The sequence below is a fragment of the Sodalis sp. RH15 genome (assembly GCF_047324255.1).
GTDB lineage: Bacteria > Pseudomonadota > Gammaproteobacteria > Enterobacterales > Enterobacteriaceae > Acerihabitans > Acerihabitans ligni.
In genome coordinates this window covers 1,949,916-1,973,213 of record NZ_CP178738.1, presented here as the reverse complement: position 1 = coordinate 1,973,213, position 23,298 = coordinate 1,949,916, and the positions used below count along the sequence as shown (strand labels likewise).

General features: G+C 57.3%; 21 protein-coding genes. 7 read left to right on the top strand and 14 right to left on the bottom strand.

What is annotated here, in order from left to right; genetic code table 11:
• From ACL2XO_RS09265 to ACL2XO_RS09245, 5 genes are all read right to left on the bottom strand, one after another.
• Complete coding sequence (locus ACL2XO_RS09265) at positions 1-2,304, bottom strand: fimbria/pilus outer membrane usher protein (protein WP_413742582.1); 2,304 nt, start codon at positions 2,302-2,304, stop codon at positions 1-3.
• 32 nt (positions 2,305-2,336) lie between these two features.
• Positions 2,337-3,062 carry a molecular chaperone gene (locus tag ACL2XO_RS09260; protein WP_132922718.1) on the bottom strand — a complete coding sequence of 242 codons (726 nt, stop codon included), beginning with the start codon at positions 3,060-3,062 and terminating at the stop codon, positions 2,337-2,339.
• Between the two features lie 15 nt (positions 3,063-3,077).
• Positions 3,078-3,590: a spore coat protein U domain-containing protein gene (locus ACL2XO_RS09255; RefSeq protein WP_413723745.1), complete on the bottom strand. Its 513-nt coding sequence runs from the start codon at positions 3,588-3,590 to the stop codon at positions 3,078-3,080.
• Positions 3,591-3,922: 332 nt separating this feature from the next.
• Complete coding sequence (locus ACL2XO_RS09250; RefSeq protein ID WP_413723744.1) at positions 3,923-4,993, bottom strand: helix-turn-helix domain-containing protein; 1,071 nt, start codon at positions 4,991-4,993, stop codon at positions 3,923-3,925.
• 672 nt (positions 4,994-5,665) lie between these two features.
• On the bottom strand, positions 5,666-6,790 hold the full coding sequence (locus tag ACL2XO_RS09245) for a helix-turn-helix domain-containing protein (protein ID WP_413742581.1): 1,125 nt from the start codon (positions 6,788-6,790) through the stop codon (positions 5,666-5,668).
• 617 nt (positions 6,791-7,407) lie between these two features.
• Between ACL2XO_RS09245 and ACL2XO_RS09240 the strand changes: the two genes are divergently transcribed.
• The 4 genes from ACL2XO_RS09240 to ACL2XO_RS09225 all read left to right on the top strand — a co-directional run bounded on the left by ACL2XO_RS09240 (position 7,408) and on the right by ACL2XO_RS09225 (position 12,197).
• Positions 7,408-8,619: an HlyD family secretion protein gene (locus ACL2XO_RS09240; protein WP_413723742.1), complete on the top strand. Its 1,212-nt coding sequence runs from the start codon at positions 7,408-7,410 to the stop codon at positions 8,617-8,619.
• Positions 8,616-10,184, top strand: a complete 1,569-nt coding sequence (locus ACL2XO_RS09235) for a DHA2 family efflux MFS transporter permease subunit (RefSeq protein ID WP_413742580.1) — start codon at positions 8,616-8,618, stop codon at positions 10,182-10,184. Before ACL2XO_RS09240 ends, ACL2XO_RS09235 begins: the two co-directional genes overlap by 4 nt.
• A 1-nt stretch (position 10,185) precedes the next feature.
• Positions 10,186-11,778: an efflux transporter outer membrane subunit gene (locus ACL2XO_RS09230; RefSeq protein WP_132922724.1), complete on the top strand. Its 1,593-nt coding sequence runs from the start codon at positions 10,186-10,188 to the stop codon at positions 11,776-11,778.
• 131 nt (positions 11,779-11,909) lie between these two features.
• Entirely contained in the window at positions 11,910-12,197 is a 288-nt protein-coding gene (locus tag ACL2XO_RS09225; protein ID WP_132922725.1) for a YjcB family protein, read from the top strand.
• A 142-nt stretch (positions 12,198-12,339) separates the two neighbouring features.
• On the opposite strand, the gene ACL2XO_RS09220 is transcribed toward ACL2XO_RS09225, so the two are convergent.
• Positions 12,340-12,531, bottom strand: coding sequence for a hypothetical protein (locus ACL2XO_RS09220; protein ID WP_413742579.1), 192 nt, complete (start codon positions 12,529-12,531; stop codon positions 12,340-12,342).
• Here ACL2XO_RS09220 and ACL2XO_RS09215 point away from each other — a divergent pair.
• The 3 genes from ACL2XO_RS09215 (at position 12,530) to ACL2XO_RS09205 (ending at position 14,367) form a co-directional block, all read left to right on the top strand.
• Positions 12,530-12,991 carry a DUF1348 family protein gene (locus ACL2XO_RS09215; RefSeq protein ID WP_132922727.1) on the top strand — a complete coding sequence of 154 codons (462 nt, stop codon included), beginning with the start codon at positions 12,530-12,532 and terminating at the stop codon, positions 12,989-12,991. The two genes, ACL2XO_RS09220 and ACL2XO_RS09215, sit on opposite strands and share 2 nt — an antisense overlap.
• Before the next feature lie 31 nt (positions 12,992-13,022).
• Positions 13,023-13,592 carry a TetR/AcrR family transcriptional regulator gene (locus ACL2XO_RS09210; RefSeq protein WP_132922728.1) on the top strand — a complete coding sequence of 190 codons (570 nt, stop codon included), beginning with the start codon at positions 13,023-13,025 and terminating at the stop codon, positions 13,590-13,592.
• Positions 13,593-13,743: 151 nt separating this feature from the next.
• A complete protein-coding gene (locus ACL2XO_RS09205; RefSeq protein WP_413742578.1) occupies positions 13,744-14,367 on the top strand; it encodes a glutathione S-transferase family protein in 624 nt (207 codons plus the stop codon).
• A 220-nt stretch (positions 14,368-14,587) separates the two neighbouring features.
• On the opposite strand, the gene ACL2XO_RS09200 is transcribed toward ACL2XO_RS09205, so the two are convergent.
• The 8 genes from ACL2XO_RS09200 to rhlE form a co-directional block, all read right to left on the bottom strand.
• Positions 14,588-15,898: an ABC transporter substrate-binding protein gene (locus ACL2XO_RS09200; RefSeq protein WP_132922730.1), complete on the bottom strand. Its 1,311-nt coding sequence runs from the start codon at positions 15,896-15,898 to the stop codon at positions 14,588-14,590.
• Complete coding sequence (locus ACL2XO_RS09195; protein ID WP_413742577.1) at positions 15,899-16,972, bottom strand: ABC transporter ATP-binding protein; 1,074 nt, start codon at positions 16,970-16,972, stop codon at positions 15,899-15,901. It lies immediately after the preceding gene.
• Positions 16,972-17,796: a phosphodiesterase gene (locus tag ACL2XO_RS09190; RefSeq protein ID WP_132922732.1), complete on the bottom strand. Its 825-nt coding sequence runs from the start codon at positions 17,794-17,796 to the stop codon at positions 16,972-16,974. The genes ACL2XO_RS09195 and ACL2XO_RS09190 overlap by 1 nt, the downstream gene beginning before the upstream one ends.
• 10 nt (positions 17,797-17,806) lie before the next feature.
• The gene (locus tag ACL2XO_RS09185) at positions 17,807-18,637 is read right to left on the bottom strand and encodes a carbohydrate ABC transporter permease (RefSeq protein ID WP_413742576.1); all 831 of its coding nucleotides are present in this window, start codon (positions 18,635-18,637) and stop codon (positions 17,807-17,809) included.
• Complete coding sequence (locus ACL2XO_RS09180; protein WP_132922734.1) at positions 18,627-19,499, bottom strand: carbohydrate ABC transporter permease; 873 nt, start codon at positions 19,497-19,499, stop codon at positions 18,627-18,629. The genes ACL2XO_RS09185 and ACL2XO_RS09180 overlap by 11 nt, the downstream gene beginning before the upstream one ends.
• 100 nt (positions 19,500-19,599) lie before the next feature.
• On the bottom strand, positions 19,600-20,265 hold the full coding sequence (locus tag ACL2XO_RS09175; protein ID WP_132927835.1) for a DUF1345 domain-containing protein: 666 nt from the start codon (positions 20,263-20,265) through the stop codon (positions 19,600-19,602).
• 165 nt (positions 20,266-20,430) lie between these two features.
• Positions 20,431-21,369 carry a tRNA dihydrouridine(16) synthase DusC gene (gene dusC / locus ACL2XO_RS09170; RefSeq protein WP_413742575.1) on the bottom strand — a complete coding sequence of 313 codons (939 nt, stop codon included), beginning with the start codon at positions 21,367-21,369 and terminating at the stop codon, positions 20,431-20,433.
• 278 nt (positions 21,370-21,647) lie between these two features.
• Positions 21,648-23,078 (bottom strand): ATP-dependent RNA helicase RhlE, encoded by a 1,431-nt coding sequence (rhlE, locus tag ACL2XO_RS09165; RefSeq protein WP_413723733.1) that lies wholly within the window; start codon positions 23,076-23,078, stop codon positions 21,648-21,650.
• Between the last annotated feature and the right edge of the window lie 220 nt (positions 23,079-23,298).

The window sequence follows — 23,298 nt, the reverse complement described above, 5'->3', positions numbered from 1 at the left end:
TCAAGCTCCGGTGATACATATCAATGGTCCGATTTCCGGTATGGCGCCGGTCTGTGGCCGATAATCGAAGGTCAGCCCGCAGTCCGGCCGGCCGGGTGTGGCGACCTTGAGGCGGTTATGTTCCGCCAGATTCTCAAAATAGGTCACGCCGTCATACCCCACCATGGCCTGTGCCCCGCCACTGACCAGTGTCGCCACGCTGCCCAGCGGCAGCGGCACATGCTGCGAGTCCACCAGCCGCAAAGTGGCGCCGTTGGTATGATGGATGGGGAATTTAGCCAATACGCCGGATCGATCGTTTGGCTTGACGGTGAGATTGTCGTTTTCAAGGGAGACGTCCATCGGTACATCATTGGGATTAATGGATAAACGGTTGCTCTCGTAGGCGCGGAGATCTTCGACAAACAGCAAACCGTTTTTATCGGTTTTACCCACCGGCCGATTTTCCTGCATGACCTCGACACCGGGCAACCCGTCTGTATCCACCACCGCAAAACCGTCCTGAATGGTATTGGCGGCGAAGACATGTCCATCCATGGCCACCAGGGCCCCCTGCAAGGTGCCGCGCTGCGCCTGGCCCGCCGTACCCTGCTCTGCCTGGGCCCCCATCAATCCCCAATCGGATTTATATTCCAGCCCGGCGGTCTGCCGGGATATCGATCCGTTCTGCTCGCCAAGGCTCCAGCCGATATCGCCCCGCTGGACCGCGGACTGCTGCGCCTGCAGGGTTTGATAGCTTTCCCCATTGCTGACGCTGCCGCCGGCGCTGGCCGTGGCCCGATGCCCGATGGGCAGGGAAATACCGACAAACACTGCGTTATCATGGTCATAATCAAAATCATGCAGTGCCGTAACATAGCCAAATGCCCGCAAAAACGGCAGCGAGCTTGAATAGGTGGCGGTCAGGGTCGAGGTTTCTATTCGGGTGGATTCATAATTGTAATCATTATAATAATTAACCAAGCGCTTGGCGTAGACCACGCCGAATGAACCGCCCCCCGGCAATGGAAAACCGACATTGGCCCGCAGGGTAGTGCCGGGAGTGCCGTCGCCATACGCCGAGGCCAGATCGTAAAAATGCGAGTCGGCCTTTAATAGGCTGGCGCCGTAACTGAAGGCATGAACGTTATGGACAAAACCCACGCCGTATTGCGTTCCCGGCGTCTGGCAGTAGCCGCCGACGGCCAGCGAGCCGGACAAGACACCAAGAGAACCCACCAGCATATCAGCCCCCACGCCCCCCATCGCCACCTTTTCGCTGCCTTCCAGATGGGTTTCCAAGGTCAGCCGGTCGGTGGCGCCGTGGCGATAGCTCATGGATGCCGCGCCGCCGGCATAATCATCGGAACGGCTGGCATATGCCCGGCGCACCGAGCCGGCTTCAACGGACAGGGAATCCAATCCCTTTTGCAATAGATTACTGCTGGCATAAAACGGCAGGGTCTCGTTGGTTTGCCGGCCATTGGCGTCTTTCACCACCATCGACACATCCCCGCCGCCGCTGGTCACCGGCAGCTGGTTGATTTCAAACGGACCGGGGTCCACCTGGGTGGTCATCTGATGCAGTCCGTTGACATAGATATCCACCGATGAGGGCACCGCCACCTCGCCGCTGATGCCGGGCCGCGCAAAGGTCACCAAATCGGGACGCAGCCCGAAATTAGTGATCATTTGCATACCCGCCATGCGCACGGGACGCGTCCAGTCCAGACCGCCGTTGATATAATCGCCGACGTTCCAGGTGCGCAGGGTCGCCACGTCGGAGACGCTATAGGTGCTGTCCAACCGTACCGTCTGGCTAAGATAGGGATTATGGGTTTCAAGGGCGTTGTTGCTGAGCACCCCCCGATTGCCGAACAGCCGCAGCTCTCCCAGCAGGCTATTGCCGGTCTGGCCCGCATAGTGGGTAAACTCGGTATCGTAATTCAGCAGCGCGCCGGTATCGCTGTGGGCGGGCGACAGGTCAGCCGACCCGGGATCGGCGTTGAGCTGCTGGGCAATCTGGTTTTGCACCGGAACCTTGAGATATAAGGTTTGTGCATTGGCGTCCAGCCGCCAGGTCCACTCCTTGATGCTGTCCAATGAAATCAGGCCGTCGCCGGTTTCAGCCGCCTTACCGTGCAACACCAATCCGGAGGCGGTAAGCTGTTCTCGGGTAAACAGCAGCGCGCCCTGCCGCTGGGCGATTTCCTGAATGTTATTATGATCCTGGCCGTTCACCACCACATCGAGCAGCAGGCTTTGCCCGGCATCCGGCGGGGTGCCGGTTGCCGCCGCCGGCCACATCAGCGCCATGGCGAGCATACCGCTTGCCTGGCGCCAATAGGGTGATGAAATCAATTGCTAGGGCCGACATTCACCCATTGGTCCGATTTGTCCTGCGGACCCGGATTGATGACATGAACACGTGAACCGGTGTTTAACAAATGACGGGGATCTTTGATAACCCAGCGGCGTTCGTTGCCGGCCAGGATATAAGGCATACCGGGACCCGCCAGCTTCAGGGATTCGCCGCCGGCTGTGGCGGCGCTCAGGTTGGCCAGCATGCTATGTGATAATCCCTGGTTCGCCGCCACCAGCATCAGATCATTGCCCTGCCGCTCGATGCGCCACCGCACGTCGGGGTGCGCGGGGGTATTGCTCAAGGAGAATACCGGTACGGTAAAGCGCACGGTCAATTGAATGTGGTTAACGCCGCGATCGGGAATTTGGTCAAATACAATACGATAGGACTCTTCGTCTCTTGTTGCCGGATCCCGTAGCAACAAACGCACGGTTTGCGATTGGCCCGGCGGAATAGTGGCAAAAGGAGGACTTACCGTCAGCTTGGAGGTAGGGACAAAATTGTCGTCATTTCCCTTCTGGATCCAGCTGAAACCGCGAATCTGGATTAACGTCGGTTTATCCGAGGTGTTGGTCAAGGTAAAACTGGCGGAACGGTGTACCGATGATAAATCCTGACGGATGGGCACGATGGCCAATGCCTGGGCAGAAGCCTGGGGCACGATGGCCCACAGGACTGCCAGCATAAGCACCCGGATAAAAATGATATTACTGGGCATTAGGCTTTACTTTTCTTAGTAAGTCACAGTCACAGCGACGGTGTCGGCATAATCGGTAGCGACCTGGGCGGAAAGCTGGTTAGCGGCGATTTCACCATAAACGGTCACGTCTTGTGCCGCACCGTTACCGGTTCCGCCTACGGTATCGGTACCAACGGTATTGCCCCAGGTTACGGTATGGTTAGCATCGCTATACAGACCGTAGTTCAGCACAGAAGTGGTCGACGGGCTGGTCAAAACGCGCACCGTGGTGGTGGCGCCTGCGCCGTTACCCGCGCCGAGGGCCATAACATACGGCGCGGCGTTGGTGCAGGTGACCGTCAAGGTCGCAGTGGTATCCACTACCGCAGCACCGGTATAGGCGGGGAACGTCAGCGCGGTGGTGGCAAGGGTACAGGCTGATTCAACCGCGGCGGTAACCGCGATGTTGGCATTTTGCGTACCGGCGGCATAAGCCTGGCTGGCAATAGCGGTACCCAGGCAGAGTACAGACAGGGCACCGACTTTGAAAAGACGTTTGCAGGACATGATATTTCCTTGAAAGAGGCGACTGATAATTTGAATGGATTTGGCACTTTGGTTGTGTCATTTCTCACAAACATAATAACGGCTATTTGAGTTAAGTACGGTTTTATACCATCGCAAATACGGACTAAATAATCGCAATATCGGCCAAAAGATGATATTTATTTTACGAACAGCCCGCCATAAGCGATAAAAACCGAGTGGATGTAATATATTTTTTTCGGCCGGATAATTATTTCTTAGCAAAATTTATAGTAAATGAAACTTCATTTTATTCTTTTAATGACGGCGCACCCGTCGATATTCGCAGCGATTTAAAATGTGAAACCGCATCATCACAGCCCTGAGCCCCGGTCTTCGGCTCGATCTCGCTTCGCCGCGAATTGCAGTTCCCGCAGCCAGGGGGGCGTGGTGCGGCCGTCAAACAAGGCGGCGTAGATCGGATGGGGCATCGGCAGCACCTCATTGCATTTTTCCGTTCGGTACCGATGGGGGGATGTTTCAATGAATTTGCGGAACATGCGCGCTAACTGCTGGCCGTCGTGCAACCCCCCTCGACGGGCAATTTTGTCGATGGGAAGATCGCTATCGATCATTGCCTGGCGCGCGAGTTCAAGCCGCAACAGCAACAAAAACAAATACGGCGAGTAACCCACTTCCGTTTTAAAATGACGCCGGAAACTTCGTTCGCTCATGGATAAAAATTCCGCCGAACGCTCCATACTGATATCTTCGTCGATATGCGCCAGCCACCACAGTATGATCCGGTGGGCGATGGAATCCGACCGGGTAAACGCATGGCTGAACGCCGCCACGCCGTCGCCCGTTCTTGATACCGCGAGCAGTTGCGGCGGACGATGGCCGGGAGACAGGCTATTTTTTGCCAACAACATCGCCAGTTCGTGCAAATTGATTTGTTCGCTGGTGGTATAAATATTGCCGTCTATTTGCAAAGGCGACAGATCATCGATCTGCACCAGCGGGTAATGTTCGGCCAGCAGCGGCACCCAAGCGGAGTGGGTAGCCACTTTTCGATGATTCAGCAGGCCGGCCGCCGCCAGTGGAATAACGCCGGAGCCAAGAGCGACTATCTGCTTCGTCCCGGGACATACCTCCCGCAGCCAATCTGACAACTCGCCGGCGTGATCCGCCGCCGCCCGTGCGCCGTGGGCAATAATCAACAGGTCGGGATCCACCGGCTTCGGACCCTGAATCATCAGGGTATCCATATATATCAAACATGACGCCGGCGAAAAGACCCGCCCTCCGGACAGAGAGTAGATTTGAATCAGATTGCGGGTGCTGCGTTGGTTTTGCTCCGCCAAAGGCTCTTCAAGGGATATGACCAGCTCCAGTAATCTGATCGCTTCGCCGAAATAACAGCCCGGGTAGGTCAAAATCGCCATCCTCCGGATATCCTTGCCAATCTCCATCAGGATCGGGAACGCGGCGAGGGCATATACCCCGGCCCGGCATTTACGCCAGACTGGTTGCCGATAAAATGAAAAGCTGCATTACTTTTAAGCATAGTTATCATAATCCGGCCGACAACGTCATTGAGAATGACACGGCATTATGGAAAATATATCACTCTCCAGTGGAGATAAATCAAGACCTACCAGCTGATATATTCATTGATAGGCATATTAAGAAAATCACAGCTCAAAAGCATTTTTTGTTAATGAACAATAATCGAAAAATAATCCTTCATACATACTCAAGCCGAGAGTTTCCAATTTATAAAATAGAGTAAATATAAAAATAATCTCTTTAAATTCTTTATTAATAAACATACTGCTCTTTGGCAGCGGTAATAGGGGTCCCGGCAAGATCTGTTGCTAACCCATTGGATTTTGTATGGTAAACCCGAACTGTCGAGTGCCAATATAAACTGTTCGCTGCTATTGTTGAAAATTCATTTCACAGCAAATCCGGACAGAATGGCTGCAGTTCCGGCCAATCGCGGTTAATTCACTCTAGGAGTCCTTGGTTCTGCCGATAAGGCGCGCCTGGGTATTTTTACGCCAGGAAGAAAATGGAACCGCTCTCCCTACCCCAGCCGCCGCCGGCCCGGCATATTACAGGCCCAGGAATTCCCGCAGCCAGCATGGCGTCCGACGGCCGTCAAAGACGGCGTGGTAGAGCGGATCCATAAGGGGCAGTTCCCCCAGGCCTTTTACCGCCCGGTATTGATTAGGCGTGATGCCGAGAAACTTGCGAAACATCCGCGCCAGCTGTTGGCCGTCGTGCAATCCGCCGCGCCGGGCGATTTTATCGATCGGCAAATCACCGTCAAGCAGCGCCTGACGGGCTAATTCCAGCCGCAGCAGCAGCAGAAAAAGATTGGGGTTATATCCTACTTCACTTTTGAAATGACGCCGGAAGCTGCGTTCGCTCATAGCTAAAAAATTCGCCGAGCTCTGCATTGTTATGTCATAGTCCAAATGGATCAACCACCAAAGGAGAATCCGGTGCGCAACGGTTCCCTTACTCACGAACGCCGCTGAATGAAAGACAATCTCAACCCCGGCCTGCCCGACGGGCTTGGCCGGCCGCTGTACTCTTTTTAGCGATGGCGGCCCTCTCACCAGCAGCAACGCCAGCTTACGCAAATCGATATGTTCGTTGGTGGTGAAAAGATTGCCGTCGATAAGCAGCGCACCCGGCGCTTTAACCTCCACCAGGGGAAAATTGGCGGTGAGAAACGGCGCCAGCGCGGAATGGGTAGTCACTTGCCGGTGGTTCAGCAGGCCGGCGGCCGCCAGCCGCAAGACCCCAGAGCCCAGTGCGACGATTTGCCTTGACGCCGGGCAGACCGCCTGCAGCCAACGGGATATTTCCCCGGTTGGATCCCCCGCCGACCTGGCGCCGGAGGCGATGATCAGCAGATCGTTTTCAATGGGCAACGGGCCGTCCACCGCCAGGCAGTCCACATGGATAAGCTCGCTGGACGGTGAATCCACCGGTCCTCCCGACAGCGAATAAAACCGCGACACGTAATGAATAACATGATCGCTGTTCAGCGCAGTCATTAATTCCAGCAGCTCGATGGCCTCGCCAAGAAAACATCCCGGATAGGTCAGAATAATGGCTCTTCGCACTTCGGCGGCAGCCATCCCCGATATCGGGGATTGAGAGGAACGGCACGTGAGCATATCGCCGGCCGTGCTATCAATGACAATCGGCCTGGTATGTTTCAGCATAATCGATACGGATCCATTGCACTTACAAGTACCCGGCGGCCATGGGGAGAGGAGCATCTCACGGACTAAAGGGTAAGTAGAACAATCAATACTTCATGATAAATCATGTGTGATGATGTCATTCATCCGCGAACCGGGGAAAATTCGGCCTGATACCTGATCCTTTCTCATTATCCCTGCTTGCGGCTCTCCTCTCCGGCAGGTTAATTTTTCTAATCTATTCTATGCATGAGTTTAGCAGAGCACGATTTTTCCGCCGGTTTATCTCATCTCCTGGCGGTCCGCAGAACCCGCCGGCTCTCGAAAAAGCGGGCGCGCGCGGTGTTAGACATAATTTCTAACGATTTTTTTTCGCCGCTCAACGCATCTCTTGCACGCGCCGGCCAATGTATTGTTATAACAGGATCCCGCGGTCTGGCGAGCGGCGAAGGCCGGATATCAAGCTGCGCGCCGCTTGTCCAACGGGGGCCCGGCAAGAAATGGCCAGCGTCTCCACATCTCATGCATTCGCAAAGCAGCAATAAACTGACGCAGTTCACAACTTTGCTATAATCCTTTTACTCAATGCAAAGATTCTCTGTTAATCAACGGCGCAGCGCCTTGCTGCCGATATCTTGATGGGGCCTATGGACAGCAATAATAACGACAAATCAGATGACGCATTGCCGGCGAACCAAGACCGCCGCGATAACGACCACCAAGACCAGCCACCGGCCCATGGCCGGCAAGATGAAGACAACCAGCCCGACGAGGAAGGCGATAAGCAAGACGACTCGTCGGAGCCGCCCCGTAAAGGTCCCGGTAAAAAGCCTCTGATCATTTTGGCCGTGGTGGTGCTGCTCCTCATCCTGGTGGCGCTTTACTTTTGGTTGTCCACCCGTAATCAGGAGACCACCGACGATGCTTATACCGAAAGCGACGCGGTGACCATCGCGCCGAAAATCTCCGGTTATGTGGCCAACCTGGCGGTCAGGGATAACCAGCGCGTGCATAAAGGGGATTTGCTGGTGCAAATAGACCCAAGGGATTATACCGCGCAGCGGGACCAGGCCCTGGCCCAGCTGGGTCTGGCCCAGGCGCAGCTGCACCAGGCCCAGGTGCAGTTGGACCTATCCCGCGTGCAGTATCCGGCGCAGCTGGCGCAGGCCCAGGCGCAACAGGCCCGGGCCGAGGCTAATCTACAAAATGCCGAAGCGGAATATCGCCGGCAGCGCGGCGTCGATCCCCGGGCCACTTCGCAGCAAAATATCGACAGCGCCAACGCGCAGCTGCGCGCGGCCAGCGCCGATGTCGCCAATGCCCGCGCCCAGGTGCAGGTAGCCGCTCAGGTGGCGCTGCAAATCCGCCAGGCGGAGACCACCGTCGAGGCGCGCCAGCAACAGGTGCAGCAGGCGAAAGCGCAGGTGGAAACCGCCGATTTGAATCTCTCCTATGCCGACGTCCGCGCGCCGTTCGACGGATTCGTCACCCGCCGCAATGTGCAGCCCGGCATGCTGGTACAGGCCGGCGGCGCCCTGATGTCGGTGGTCTCACCGGATGTCTGGGTGACGGCCAACTTCAAGGAGTCGCAGTTGGAGCGCATGCAGCCCGGCAACCGGGTGGATATTGAGGTGGATGCCTACCCCAACCTGAAACTGCACGGCCATGTGGACAGCGTGCAGCAAGGTTCCGGTTCGCGCTTTTCAGCGTTCCCGGCGGAAAACGCCACCGGTAACTTTGTGAAAATCGTGCAGCGGGTGCCGGTGAAAATCGTCATCGACAGCGGACTGGATCCGAATATGCCCCTGCCCCTCGGCCTCTCGGTGCAGCCCAAGGTATTCCTGAAATGAGTGACGATCGGCACTGGCGGCCGACGGGCAACCCCTGGGTCGTGGCGTGGGTAGTGACCCTGGCGGTATTCATGGAGATCCTGGATACCACCATTGTCAATGTCGCCCTGCCCCATATCGCCGGAACCGTATCGGCAAGCTACGATGAGTCCACCTGGGTGCTCACCTCGTATCTGGTGGCGAACGGCATCGTATTGCCTATCTCCGCCTTTCTGGGCCGGGTGTTCGGCCGCAAGCAATATTTCCTGCTGTGTATCGCCATGTTTACCGTCTGCTCGTTCCTGTGCGGCATCTCCACCGAACTGTGGCAAATCATCTTATTCCGGGTGCTGCAGGGTTTTTTCGGCGGCGGACTGCAGCCGGTACAACAATCGGTGCTGCTGGATTATTTCAAGCCCGAAGATCGCGGCAAAGCCTTCGGCCTCTCCTCTATCGCCATAATCGTGGCGCCGGTGCTGGGCCCCACCCTGGGCGGCTGGATCACCGACAATTACAGCTGGCGCTGGGTGTTTTTGATTAATATTCCCATCGGCGTCCTGACCCTGGTGGCTATTTACCAACTGCTGGAAGACCCTCCGTGGGAACGCCGGGTCAAAGGCCGCAAATTATCCATTGATTTTACCGGCATCGGCCTGATAGCTCTTGGCCTGGGATGTTTGCAGGTCATGCTGGACCGCGGCGAGGACGATGACTGGTTCTCGTCCAATTTTATCCGTCTGTTTGCGGTCCTGACGGCGGTAGGCATTGTGGGCGCCGTCTATTGGCTGCTTTACGCCAAAAAGCCGGTGGTGGATTTACGCTGTCTCAAAGACAGAAATTTCGCCGTCTCCAGCCTGCTGATGGCCGGCATGGCCATGATCCTCTACGGCAGTTCGGTGGCGATACCGCAGTTGGCCCAGCAGGAGCTGGGCTATACCGCCACCCTCTCCGGCCTGGTGATGTCGCCGGGGGCGATTTTAATCGTCCTGTCCATCCCGCTGGTGATAAAACTGATGCCCATCGTACAAACCCGCTGGCTGGTGGCTTTCGGCTTCACGTTACTGGCGCTGGCCTTTATCTATTCCAGCCGGCTGGTGCCCAATGTGGACTATCTGACCCTGGTCATGATGCGCAGCGCCCAATCCATCGGACTGGGATTTTTATTCGTGCCCCTCACCACCGTGGCCTATATCACCTTGGCGCCGAAGCTCAATGCCGACGCCTCGGCGCTGTTTACCATGTTCCGCAATGTGGCGGGGTCCGTCGGGATTTCCCTTTCCACCGCCGCCATTACCGAACGCAGCCAGGTCCACAGCGCGTATATGGTGCATAACATGTCGCCGCTTAATGAGCAATTCCAGCAGGCGGTAAATACCAGCGCGGCGGCCATCCGGGACTTTTCCCTGCAAATAGGCGACCCGCTGCAAATTGCCACCGGCAAGATGTACCAGCAAATGATTATCCAATCGCGGATTATGTCCTATATCGACGTGTTTTCCATTTGCGCGGTGGTGGCGTTTATCCTGATTCCTTTCTGTCTGTTGCTTTCGCCGGTGAAGAGCGAAGGCAGCGTTGGAGCCCATTAGTATGCCGGCCCGTTTGTTAAAAGCTCAATTGCAGCACGCTCCCCGCCTGCGCCGTTTCGGCCTGGGTTTGCTGGCGGCCATGATAACCGCCTGTTCGGTGGGTCCGGATTACCGCCCCCCATCACCGGTGACCCCCGCCGCGTTCAACAATCTCGACAACGGCGGCAAAAACCGGTCCGCCTCCGCTACCCTGGCGGCGCTGCCCGATCCGTCCTGGTGGCATAGCTTTAACGATCCGCAGCTCGATAGCCTGATAGACCGGGCCATCGCCGGCAATATCAATCTGCAGCAGGCGGTACTGCGTATCGCCGGCGCCCGTGAGCAAACCCTGCAGGCCGGCGCCGCTTACCTGCCGTCGGTGCAGGCCAAGGCCAGCGCCCAGCGCGAGCAGCTGGGTCTGGCGGGCCAGCTGGATTCGGCCCATGTCGACACCTCAAGCGTGGCGAGTCTTAGTCCGCAGGCAGCCTCCGCGCTGGATACCCTGACCCAGCCGATAAGCCTGTATCAGGGCAGTTTCGACGCCAGCTGGGAGCTGGATCTTTGGGGAAAAGTCCGCCGATCGGTGGAGATGGCGCAGGCGCAAAGCCAGGCTTCGGTTGAAGAACGCAACGATGCCCTGGTGTCCCTTGAGGCGGAGGTGGCGCGGACCTATTTGCAGCTGAGGGGCGCCCAGACCGTGGCGCAGACGCTTCGCACGCAAATCGATGTGGCGGAACAGTCCCTGGAATTGACCCGCAGCCGCCAGCAGCACGGTCTGGCGCCGCAGTATGATGTGGAAAACGCCGCTGCCCAGCTCGGTTCGCTGCGGGCGCAGTTGCCGCAGTACGAAGCGGAACAGCGTCAGGCGATGAACGGATTGGCGGTATTGCTGGGACAACCTCCCGGCACGCTGGATAACGAACTACGCCAAGACAAGCCGCAGCCCGCCGTCCCGGCCGCCGTGGCGGTAGGCGTGCCGTCAGCCCTGGCGCGCCGCCGTCCCGATGTGCGCCAGGCGGAAGCCAATCTGCATGCGGCCACCGCCAATATCGGCGTGTCGGTGGCGCAATTGTTCCCTGATTTTTCCCTCACCGGCCAGTTCGGCATGCGCAATACCGAGGCGGATTATCTGACCCACTGGAGCAGCCATTTTTACAGCTACGGTCCCCAGGTGTCGCTGCCGATTTTCCAGGGCGGCCGGCTGGTGTCAAGCGTCCGGCTGGCCCGGGTGCAACAGGCCAATGCGGTCTTGTCCTACCGCCAAACCGTCCTGACCGCGTTGCAGGATGTGGAGAACGCGCTGGTGAGCTACCGCACGGATCAGCAGCAGGTGGATGGCCTGGAGCAAGCCGCCGCGTCATTTCAAAACGCCTTCAATTTATCCAGCGAAAGCTACCGCCAGGGACTGACGTCATTTATCACCATGCTTGATGCACAGCGGCAGCTGGCCCAGGCCCGCCAGCAGGTCGCCGCCGCCCGGGTCCAGACCGGCATTGATCTGGTGGCGCTTTATAAAGCCCTGGGCGGAGGCTGGGAACCCTACACGCAGGTGAATTTACCTAAGTATCCGGTGTTCGGGCCGGCGGAAACCGTAGCGGCCGGCACCCAAAAGTAAAAAAACCAAAAAAGTAAACAACTTATCCATTACCGTCAAAAAAATTTGACCTCCATCACATATTTTTGTAGCACAATACCTAAAAACAGGAGAAAATTACGGCAACTTAATCAACGGGAGGATGGTTCCACATGAGTACGCTGGCCGCAGGCTTTGTGATGATGCGCTGGGAATTGCTCAGTGCGGTGATGATGTTTTTCGCTAGCACGCTAAATGTTGTATGCCGTAGATCCAGTAAAAATGCCCTTGCCTTTATCTTCACCGGCGTAGGCATCAGCATGGCCTATTGGTTTGTCGCCGGGTTGCTGGGCATTACCCTCTCGATGGAGCTGGCGCACTGGCGCGATATCTGGGCCGGTCTGAAAGAGCTGGGGGAATATATTATCGTCCACACCCCGCCGGACTGGCAGATTACCTGATCCGGGCCTTTACCGGACGCCCATTCCGCTAATACATTTTAACGACCCACGCATTCAGACATGGCGCATTCAGCCAGGTCTTTTGCTGTTTAAAATCCCTTAACCGATTTTATCGGTTCGCCTCCGTCCCCCATCCGTTCCCTCATTTCATACCCGATTTCAACACGTGCGGCTTTTCGTTTCTCCTCGGACCCCGGTTCATTTCCGCCACGTTCCGGGCGGGCTTGACGTTTTCGGCAATTCCCGCGAAACCTGACAGGATAAAATAAACCTTGTCAATGACTGTACCGATCGGTACAGTCTTCTCTTCACTCACCGAAAAGGCACTCATCATGGCTAACCTGGTTCCCCCCTTTACGCTGGAGACTGCAATCGCCAAAGTCCGTTTGGCGGAAGACGGCTGGAACAGCCGGGACCCCCGCCGGGTCTCCCTGGTCTACTCCGAAGATACCCAGTGGCGCAACCGTGCTGAAATTGTTACCGGACGCGAGGAAGTGGTCGCCTTCCTGACCCGCAAATGGGCCAGGGAGCTGGATTATCGGCTGATCAAAGAGTTATGGGCATTTACCGGCGCCCGGATAGCGGTGCGTTTCGCTTACGAATGGCACGATGACAGCGGAAACTGGTTTCGCTCCTACGGCAATGAAAACTGGGAGTTCAATGAGCAAGGATTGATGTTCCGCCGTTTTGCCTGCATCAATGATTTGCCCATTACCAGCGACGATCGCCGGTTTTTCTGGCCGCTGGGCCGGCGTCCGGACGACCACCCCGGCCTGTCCGATTTTGGGTTGTAGTGGTTCGCGGTAACTGCAAGGCATTCATTCATTGAACAGCAAAGAAAACGCAAAAACCGAGCTGGTAGCCCGCATTGCCGAAATATTCCGCGAGTGCGGCTTTGAGGGCGCCTCCCTCAGCCGCATTACCGAGGGTACCGGGCTGGGCAAAGGCAGTCTTTATCACTTTTTCCCCGCCGGTAAGGAGGAGATGGCCGCTGAGGTGCTGCTGCATATCCACCGCTGGTTCGCCGGGCATATTTTCCTGCCGCTGGAACAGGAGAACGCCTTCGGCGCTCTGGATGACATGTGGCGGGAAGTGGATGACTATTTTCAATCCGGTAAACGCGTTTGCCTGGTGGGGGCGTTTGCCCTGGACGGCACGCGGGATCGGTTCGCTACCGCCATCAGCGGCTATTTCAGGCGGTGGATAGCCGCGCTGGGGGGCGCCCTGCGGCGCGCTGGGGTTGACGACGCCACCTGCGCCGTCCTGTCGCAGGAGGTGGTGGCCGGTATCCAGGGCGCCCTGATCCTGGCCCGCGCCCTTGACGACGCGGAGTTCTTCTCCAAGAGCCTCCTACGCTTGCAAAGGCGCGTCAACGAGCAGTTGGCAGCGCGCTAGGGATACTTATCATTGGCATACCGGCAAGGCATTTCAATGGCGCAAGCAGCCCTGGAGACTTTAAGCCGGCGTTTTCCTGTTCCCAGCCGCCGGGAAAAATGCCAGTATGGCTTGGCCACTGTCACCCTAACATTGATTGTAAAGGAAGCCTATGCTGAAAATACTCGGCAGATCTTCATCCATTAATGTGCGCAAGGTCCTATGGGCCTGCGCGGAGTTGGGCATCGAATATCAGCGCGAAGACTGGGGCAACGGATTCAAATCCACCCACAGCCCCGAATTTCTCGCGCTGAATCCTAATGCCATGGTTCCGGTTATCCAGGACGAGGATTTTGTCCTATGGGAATCGAATACCATTATCCGTTACCTGGCGCGCGCCTACCGCGGCGAATCGCTATACCCGGCGGCCCCCAAAATCCGGGCCGGCATCGACCGGTGGATTGATTGGCAGGCCGCCGATCTCAATCCCGCCTGGAGCTATGTTTTCAGCGCCCTGGTGCGGCACAATCCCGAGCATCCCGATCCCGAACGCATCAAGGCCGCCGCCGCAAGCTGGGCCGACAAAATGTCGATCCTGGAGGGCCAGCTCAAGGCCACCGGTGCCTTTGTCGCGGGTCCGGCATTTACCCTGGCGGATATCCCCATCGGCCTGTCGGTGCACCGCTGGTTTTCCACCCCGCTCCAGCGCCCCGACCTCCCGGCGGTGAGCGCCTATTATGAACGATTAAGCCTGCGGCCGGCTTTTATCGCCCACGGCAGAAACGGACAGCCCTAATCGCCATGGGAAAGACCGGGGTTTAACTCCGGTCTCAGACTGCTGACAAACATGCCCGAAGCCAATAAGGCGGGACAGGCTGCTAGAAGAGTAAACCGTCCGCGCCAGGGATGGCGCGGATCGAGCCCCCAGGGAAGGGTTTACGGCGTGTTTACGATCTGGCAGCCTGTCTCGACCGGGCACTTTGTCAACAAGCTCCGACCGGGGTTTAACCCCAGTCTCAGGGCTGTTTCAACGCCGTTTGCGCCACATACGGCTTCATGATCTCATCCGCCTGGCGCTGGGCATCCCTTGCCGCATCCGCCACCAGGCGCGATTTGTCTGTGACCACCGACGCCAGCTGATTCTCCATGGCCTGGCGTACCGCCACCGTCTCATAGGTGGCATACCAGGGATGGGCATACTGCAGCTGTTTCAGCGCCACCGCCGCTCGCGGATCCTTGGCAAGATAATCCTTCATGGCCGGGGTATCGTAAGCGGCCATGCGCGGCGCGAAATAACCGGTGAAACGGCTCCATTGACCGTTCACGTCGGGGCTGGTGAGATAGGTGAGGAATTGATAGGCGGCGGCCTTTTGCGCTTCGCTGATGCCTTTAAAACTCACCAGGCTGGCGCCGCCGATAATTACCGCCTGGCGCTGCTGGACCGGCATCATCGCCACCTCCATGGTAAAATCGCGGCTATTATCGCGCATAAAGCCTAATGCGCCGGTGCTCAGCAACGCCATGCCCAGTTTACCGGAGAAAAACGCGGCGCTGATTTGTTTGGTATTCAATACCCCCGCCGGCATCACCCCGTCGCGATACACCAGATTCTGCCAGAACTGCAAGGCGCCCCTGGCGCTGGGAGTGTCGTAATACACCTCCCCCGGATAGTTATCGTTAGACCAGTTGCCGCCGTTGGCGTGGGTCAGCGCGGAAAGCATCCAGCCGCCGTAATCGTCATTGGTGGACGGAATCATAATGCCCCACTGGCCTTTATCTTTATTGGTGAGCTTTTTGGCGTCCTCCGCCAGTTCCGACCAGGTCCGCGGCGGCTGGCTGATGCCCGCCTGTTGGAACAGGTCGCGGTTGTAATAAAGAATGGGGGTGGAATTATGAAAAGGGATGGCATAGGTCCGGCCCAGCACCTGGGCATTCTGCTGTACCGCGGGCCAGAAGTTTTTTTGCAGGAAATCCGTCGCCGATTGCTTATCCGCCGAGAATTTAAATAATTCATCCATGGGCAAAATTTCATCCTTCAGCGCCAGATCGACGGTAAAATTGGCGGACATGATCACCAGCGCCGGCGGGGAGCCCGCCTTGGCCGCCGACTCCGCCTTAACCTTGGTGGTATCGTAGCCACCGGTAAAAATGCCCCGCACCTCGACCTGCTGCTGGGATTGATTAAATTCTTTGATGATGCGGGTCATTTCCATCGTCAGCTTACCGTCCACCGGGGCGGGAAACATAAAGTCAATGGCCTGTGCCCCCCAGGCGCCACCGCTTGCCGCCACGCCGCCCATCAATAGCATCCACCCTGATATTTTCATTTATTGCTCCCCTAAAAGCGTATGTTGGTTAACCACCGAAAACAGATAACAATCCAGCGGTGAAAACGAGAGAGAAATCTCCTGGCCGGGGGCCGGGATAGCGCCGCGATTTTCCCGGCGGTACTGAATAACCCCCGCAGGGGTGTTTAATGCGATGAGATACTCAGCGCCGTGCAGCTCTCGCCGCACCACCCGGCCGTGCAGAAAACCGTTTTGCCGATCCTCCGCCAAGTGCTCGGGACGTATGCCGAAATAGACTTCCGTTTCCCCGTAATCCCGCGCTGCATAGCCCGCCCCGTCGATGGGCCGCCCCGCCAGCCAGGCCTTTCCGTCGCCCCAAGGCAGCTTGAGGATATTCATGGCCGGTGTGCCGATAAACCCCGCCACGAACAGATTGGCCGGTCGCCGGTAAAGGGATTCCGGCGTACCGATTTGTTGCAGACGGCCCTGATGTAAAACCGCGATACGGTCCGCCATGGTCATGGCTTCGATTTGATCATGGGTAACGTAAACGGTACTGATCTTCAGCTTCTCATGCAGCGCCATGATGCCGTCGCGGACTTCGCCGCGCAGCCGGGCGTCAAGATTGGATAACGGCTCGTCCATTAAAAACAGCGCCGGTTCGCGGATAATGGCCCGCGCCATGGCCACGCGCTGCCGCTGGCCGCCGGAAAGCTGGGACGGTTTTCTATCCAGCAGCGGCTGCAATTGCAACAGGTCCGCCACCTTGGCCAGCCGTTGGGGGAATCCCGACGCCGGCTCGCCGCGTATTTTCATGCCGAACAGAATGTTATTTCTCACCGTCATATGAGGGAACAGGGCATAATTTTGGAAAATCAGCGAGAAATTGCGCTCCCGCGGCGTCCGGTTGACGATATCGCCGCCGTTGAACAGCATGCGGCCCGCGGTGGGCTGCTCCAGGCCGGCCACTATCCGCAACAGTGTACTTTTGCCGCATCCGGAGGGTCCTACCAACACCAGGAATTCCCCTTCCCGGATGTCCAGCGTCACCTCCCGCAGGACATCCACCTCGCCGAAGCGCTTGGTCAAGCCATCGATTGCCAATAAAAACATCAGAACGTATCCAGCGGGCAGCTGATTCGCGGATCGTATAACCAGGGCCCGGCATAGTGCGCCAGGGAGTGGTAGCTGCTCACCAACCCCACCCCCTCCACCAGGTTGTGCATCATCATGGCGCCCGGTTCCAGACTGTAATAAGCCCGTTCGTCCGAATGGTAATAAGGCACCTGATGCACGGTGGCGGGCGCGGAGCAAATCAGCGCCTGCCGGTACTGGGTGGCAATCATGCGATGCACATGGCCGCAGAATACCCGCGTCAGGTGAGCGAAGCGCTCAATCAGCGCCAACAGCGCCTTGCCGTTGTCACAGGCAATGGGGTCCATCTGCGCCGAGCCGAACGCCAGCGGCGGATGATGCATGAAAACATAGCTCTCTTTATCGTCGCGGGATAACGCCCGCTCCAGCCAGCGCAGGGTATTTTCACTTAAATGTCCGTGGGCGGCGCCGGTCACCGAGCTATCGATAAACAGCAGCCGGACCGGGAAATCGTCCACTTGATAGGCGATATTTTCCGGATCCTGGCCCAGTTGCGGACAAAGCTCACTGAAGGCGTCAAGGAAAAAAGCTTTGTTATCATGGTTGCCGGGAATGACATAGAGCGGATAGTTCAGCATGCCCAGCATGCGGCGGGCCAGGCGATATTCCCCCGGCTCGCCGCAGTTGGCGATATCGCCGGTGACGATTACCGCATCGGGCCGTTCCGCCAGCGCGTTGATCCGGTTGATGATTTCACCATTGGCGGCATTGACATCGATAAAGTCATATAGCTTCGTTCCCTGCTGGCGAAAGTGAAGATCGGAAAGTTGGGCAATGAACATAGTCGTCCTCTTATTTGATACCGGAGAAACCAAAACCACTGAGAAAATGCTTTTGACACAGAATGAACGCCACCATCAGCGGCAGGCAGACCATCAGGGATCCGGCGCTGATAAGCCCCCACTGGCCGCCGGATTCCGCTCCCAGGGCAAAGGAGGCCAAGCCCACGGTAAGCACCTGTTTATCCGGGTCGTTCAAGACCATCAGCGGCCAGAGAAATTCGTTCCAGTGATAGGTAATGGAGACAGTGGCGAACGCCAGCAGCGCGGGCCGGGTCATAGGCAGCAGGACATGCATCACCACCTGCCACCAGCGGCACCCTTCCATCAGCGCCGCATCCTCCAGTTCGCGCGGGATATTGAGAAACGCCTGCCGCATCAGGAAAACGCCGAAGGCCGAGGCGAAATAAGTCAGCATGGTCCCGGTCAGGGTATTGAGCAGGCCGAGCTGGTGCAACGTCATCATATTGGGCACCATGAGCATGACCGGCATGATCATCAGTTGAATCAGCAGCAGGTAAAACAGCGTGGTTTTGCCGTGAAACTCGTGATAGGCAAACACATAACCCGCCGTGGTAATGGTCACCAGTTGCACCGCAAACGTCCCCAGGGCGAAAATCAGCGTGTTGGCATACAACCGCAGCCAATCGGCGCTCTCCCATGCCTCCTCCAGCGTGCCGAAGGTCAAGGGCCGGCGGGGCAGGATCGACGCCATGGCGGGGGAAAAACTGTCGGCGCTGAACGCCGACGAGATCATCCAGAATATCGGCGTTAGCCACAGCAGGGCGGCGCAGATCAGCAGCAGCGAGAGGGTGCGCAGCGGGAATCGCTGTTTAACGTTCATAGTGCACCCCTTTTTCCAGGGTGCGCAGATTGAGGATGGAAATCACAAACAGGGCGAGCATGGTGAAGAAGGTGGCGGCAGACGCTTTACCGAAATCGTGGCTGTTGTTGGCCAGGTTCTGGATATAAAACAGCACTACCGAGGTGGCATTGTTGGGGCCGCCCTGGGTCATGATGACCACATGATCAATTTGGGTAATGGCATAAACCAAGGCGATGATAATGACAAAATTCAGGGTCGGCCTGAGCAGCGGCAAGGTGATATAAAAAAACACCTGCCGCCGGCCGGCCCCTTCCATAATAGCCGCTTCCCGCGGCGAAGCCGGCAGGCCTTGCAGGGCGGCCAGGAAAAATAGCATGTAATAGCCGGCAAACTTCCAGATACCCACCGCCGCCAGGGCAACCATCGCGCTATTCCCCATGCCGAGGTAATTCACCGACAGCGGACCGACCGCTTTGCCCAGGTAATAATCCAGCAGGCCCAGGTTGGGAATGAAAATAAACGTCCACAAGGTGGCGGCGCTCACCAGGGGAATAATGGTAGGAAAAAAAAACGCCGTGCGCAGCCAGCGATTTACCCTGGTGTTCTCCGTCAGCCACACCGCCAGTACCAGGGCCAGCAGAATACCGGGTATCACGGTCAGCAGGATATAAACGCCGTTATTTCTCAGGGACAGCCAGAATACCGGGTCTTGAAACAGGCGGATAAAATTATCCATGCCGACGAAAGGCGGACTGTCGGTGGAAAGCCTGGAATCATGCAGGCTGTCAATCAGGGCGCGGATTAACGGCAGATAGGTGAAACCGACGAGGAAAATAAACGTGGGTGCCAGCAGCAAATAGGGAAAAAGGCGTTTGCGCATAAGAAGACTTCTGCATCACGGCTTCAAGTGCATCCTATCCTATAGGCCGTTTTTGACAGTTTTAAGTCAGTGATGCTTAACGCCCCGCTTACTTCCTTCTTTAACTCAATAACCCGGCGCAGACGTTGATGGAAAGGCCGAGGATAACCAGATTGAAAATAAAGGATAATACCGACTGCAGCAGCGCGATGCGCCTGACGTCCGAACTGCCGATGGCGACATCGGCGGTTTGCGACGCCACGCCGATGGTAAAGGAAAAATATAAAAAGTCCCAATAGCGGGGTTTGCGTAAATCATTGGGAAAGAGGAGCGCCAACTCCGGCTGCGCGCGGGTTCGGTAAAACAAATGGGCATAATGCATGGCGAATGCCGTCGGCAACAAGGCCCAGGACCCTATCAGCGTCGTGCCGGTCAAGACCAGGTGCATGACCTTAGATGTGCCCGACAAGTGTTTTACCGTGCTCAGTTCCAGCAGGATCACCAGGATGCTTACCAGACAGGTGACGCTCACCAGCGACAATACCGTACTGGCGCTCTCGTCCTGTATACGGGCAATATGCCGGATATCTTCCTCCTGGGCACGCATCATCAGCCACCAGAGGAAGAACAGGTATAACCAGGCCAGCACATTCCAGGCAATGGTCAGGCGCATCAGCGTCGAAAAGCTCGCGGGCAAGAAAAAATAAGCCAGAATCCCGGCGCCGACGGCTATTAGCAGCCTTGGACGGGCGGTCAGATAATGTTTTACCGGATGTAGCAGAAGCAGACTCATGGATTGGACCGTGCCTTGAAGAAGATGATGATAGCGTAGCCTACCGGGAGCCGAACGCCAGTGGCCGCGACGGGGGCCGGCGGAAGCATACGCAAGAAAACCGGTCCGGACCGGTTTGAGTTTGCTAACAAAGTGCCCGGTCCGGGCCATTTTTTATCACTAGGCGCACTCGCGGCAAATCACCGCCGCGATGGCTTCAGCGGTATTCAGCGTCCGGATCTCATTAAACAGCGCCATCGCCTGGGGGTACTCCTTTCGCAGGAAACCCAGCCATTGCTTAATACGCGCGACGTGATACATACCGGTATCGCCGGATTTTTCCAAACAGGCATAACGATGCAACAGGGCCACCACCGACGGCCAGGGCATGACAGGCTCATTATATTTCAACACCCGGCTGAGATTCGGCACGCTTAGGGCGCCGCGTCCGATCATCAACGCATCGCAGCCGGTGACGTCCCGGCAATCTTGGCCGCTTTGCCAGTCGCGGATCTCGCCGTTGGCGATAACCGGAATGGTCAGGCGCCGGCGAATGGCGGCAATAGCCGGCCAGTCGATGCGCTCCGCCCGATAGCCGTCTTCCTTGGTGCGGCCATGAACCACCAGTTCGGTAGCCCCCGCCTGTTGTACCGCGTCGGCGATTTCCAGGCTCCGCAGGGAGGAGTCCCAGCCAAGCCTGATTTTCACCGTGACCGGCAAAGAGGCCGGGACCGCCCCGCGCATCGCTTTGGTCCCCTGATAAATCAATTCCGGATCCTTAAGCAGCGTCGCCCCGCCGCCGCTGCCGTTCACCGTTTTCGACGGGCATCCGCAGTTAAGATCGACACCGGGCGATCCCAGTTCCACCGCCCGCGATGCATTCTCCCCCAGCCACTGCGGATATTGACCCAGCAATTGTACCCGCACCGGCGTACCGTCAGGGGTCAAGCCGCCCCGCCGTAGTTCAGGGCACAATCGATAGAAGCTTTTTACCGGCAGCAGGCTGTCCACCACCCGCAGGAATTCGGTGATGCACAAATCGTAATCGTTAATGCCGCAGAGCAATTCCCGCATCAGTGAATCGAGAACGCCCTCCATGGGGGCCAGTAATACGCGCATGAGATATCCGCAAAAAAGATCGCGCCATAGTAGGGGATTGGAACGGGGAAAATCAATGGCTATTAACGAAGCTCAAACGGGGCGTGTTAAAGGGAGAGCGCCCCACTGCGCGGTAAGCCCGCTATCACTCATCGTGCAACGAATCTGTTAAAGGGAAACCGTGTTTGCCGAGGCCGGGTCGAAGCAGGCGTGGTTTTCCCGCCTGCTCGAGCGCCCCACTGCGCGGTAAGCCCGCTATCACTCATCGTGCAACGAACCTGTTAAAGGGACACCGCTCCCTATTTCTTATTGCCGCTACGGCTGTCCCGCGCGCCGGATCCGGCATAGGAGGAAGACGAACCGGCTGAGCGGCGCGGGGCGCCGCTTCGGCCGGGCTGCGAAGCGCCGTCGGCGTCACGGCGGCGCTGGGGCGGCCTGGCATCACGGCTGCCGCTCTCGCGGGAACCGCCGTTGCCATCCCGCGCGCCGCCGGATGAGGCGCCGCCGCGCGCACCGCCCCGGGACGGAGCGCCGCGTGAAGGACCGCTGGAACGACTGCCGCGGCCGGTCTGCAACGGCTCGGCTTTGATGGTCGGATCGGGATCGTATCCCGGCAGCGCAATGCGCGGAATTGGTTTTTTCAGCATACGTTCGATATCGCGCAGCAAACCGTATTCATCGACACAAACCAGCGACAAGGCTTCGCCGGTAGCGTCGGCACGGCCGGTACGGCCGATGCGGTGTACATAATCTTCCGCAATCTGCGGAAGTTCATAGTTGACCACATGGGGCAGCAGATCGATATCCAACCCGCGGGCGGCGATATCGGTGGCCACCAGCACACGGATTTCTCCCTGCTTGAAATCCGCCAGCGCCCGGGTACGCGCGCCCTGGCTTTTATTGCCATGGATCGCCGCCGACTTGATGCCGTCTTTATTCAGCAGCTCCGCCAGATGATTGGCGCCATGCTTGGTACGGGTGAAGACCAGCACCTGGCGCCAGTCGTGATGGCCTATCATATAGGACAGCAATTCACGCTTGCGCTTTTTATCCACCAGATGAACACACTGCTCAATCTGATCGGCAGCGGCGTTACGGCGCGCCACTTCCACCAGTGCAGGATTGTTCAGCAAGGTATTGGCCAACACCTTGATATCATCTGAGAACGTCGCCGAGAACATCAGGCTCTGCTTCTTCGCGGGCAACAGCTTCATCACCCGGCGGATATCATGGATAAAGCCCATATCCAACATGCGATCGGCTTCGTCCAGCACCAGGATTTCCACCGCCGACAAATCGACGGCGCGCTGCTGTGCCAGATCAAGCAGGCGGCCCGGTGTCGCCACCAGCACATCCACCCCGCCACGCAGCTTCATCATTTGCGGATTGATACTGACGCCGCCAAAAACTACCAACGAACGAATGGACAGCTTGGTGCTGTATTCAACCACATTCTCGCCAATCTGCGCCGCCAGTTCCCGGGTCGGCGTCAAAATCAGCGCCCGTACCGGACGGCGATTTTTGGCCAATGGGTTTTGGCTCAGCAACTGTAGTATCGGCAGGGTAAACGCGGCGGTTTTGCCGGTGCCGGTTTGTGCACTGGCCATGATATCACGGCCCTGCAGAATATAGGGGATTGCCTGTTGCTGTACCGGCGTCGGCTGCTCGTAGCCCTTGTCGGATAACGCACGCAAAATCTCAGCACTCAGGCCAAGTGAATCGAATGACATAATATTGAAAAACTCCAGATCCGCCCCGACGTCGCCAGCCAGTCTGCGCTCAGGGGGATAATCAGATGGGAGGCTAAGCCTTTCCATGGTGAACGGACGAAAACTATTACAAGGATTGTAGCAAAAATAGTAACAAAATGGGATGGGTATCGGATAAATAACTGTAATTCAGTTGTCGTTACATGGTCCGTTGGCAATTGCGCCAGCGAACCCGCTTGGT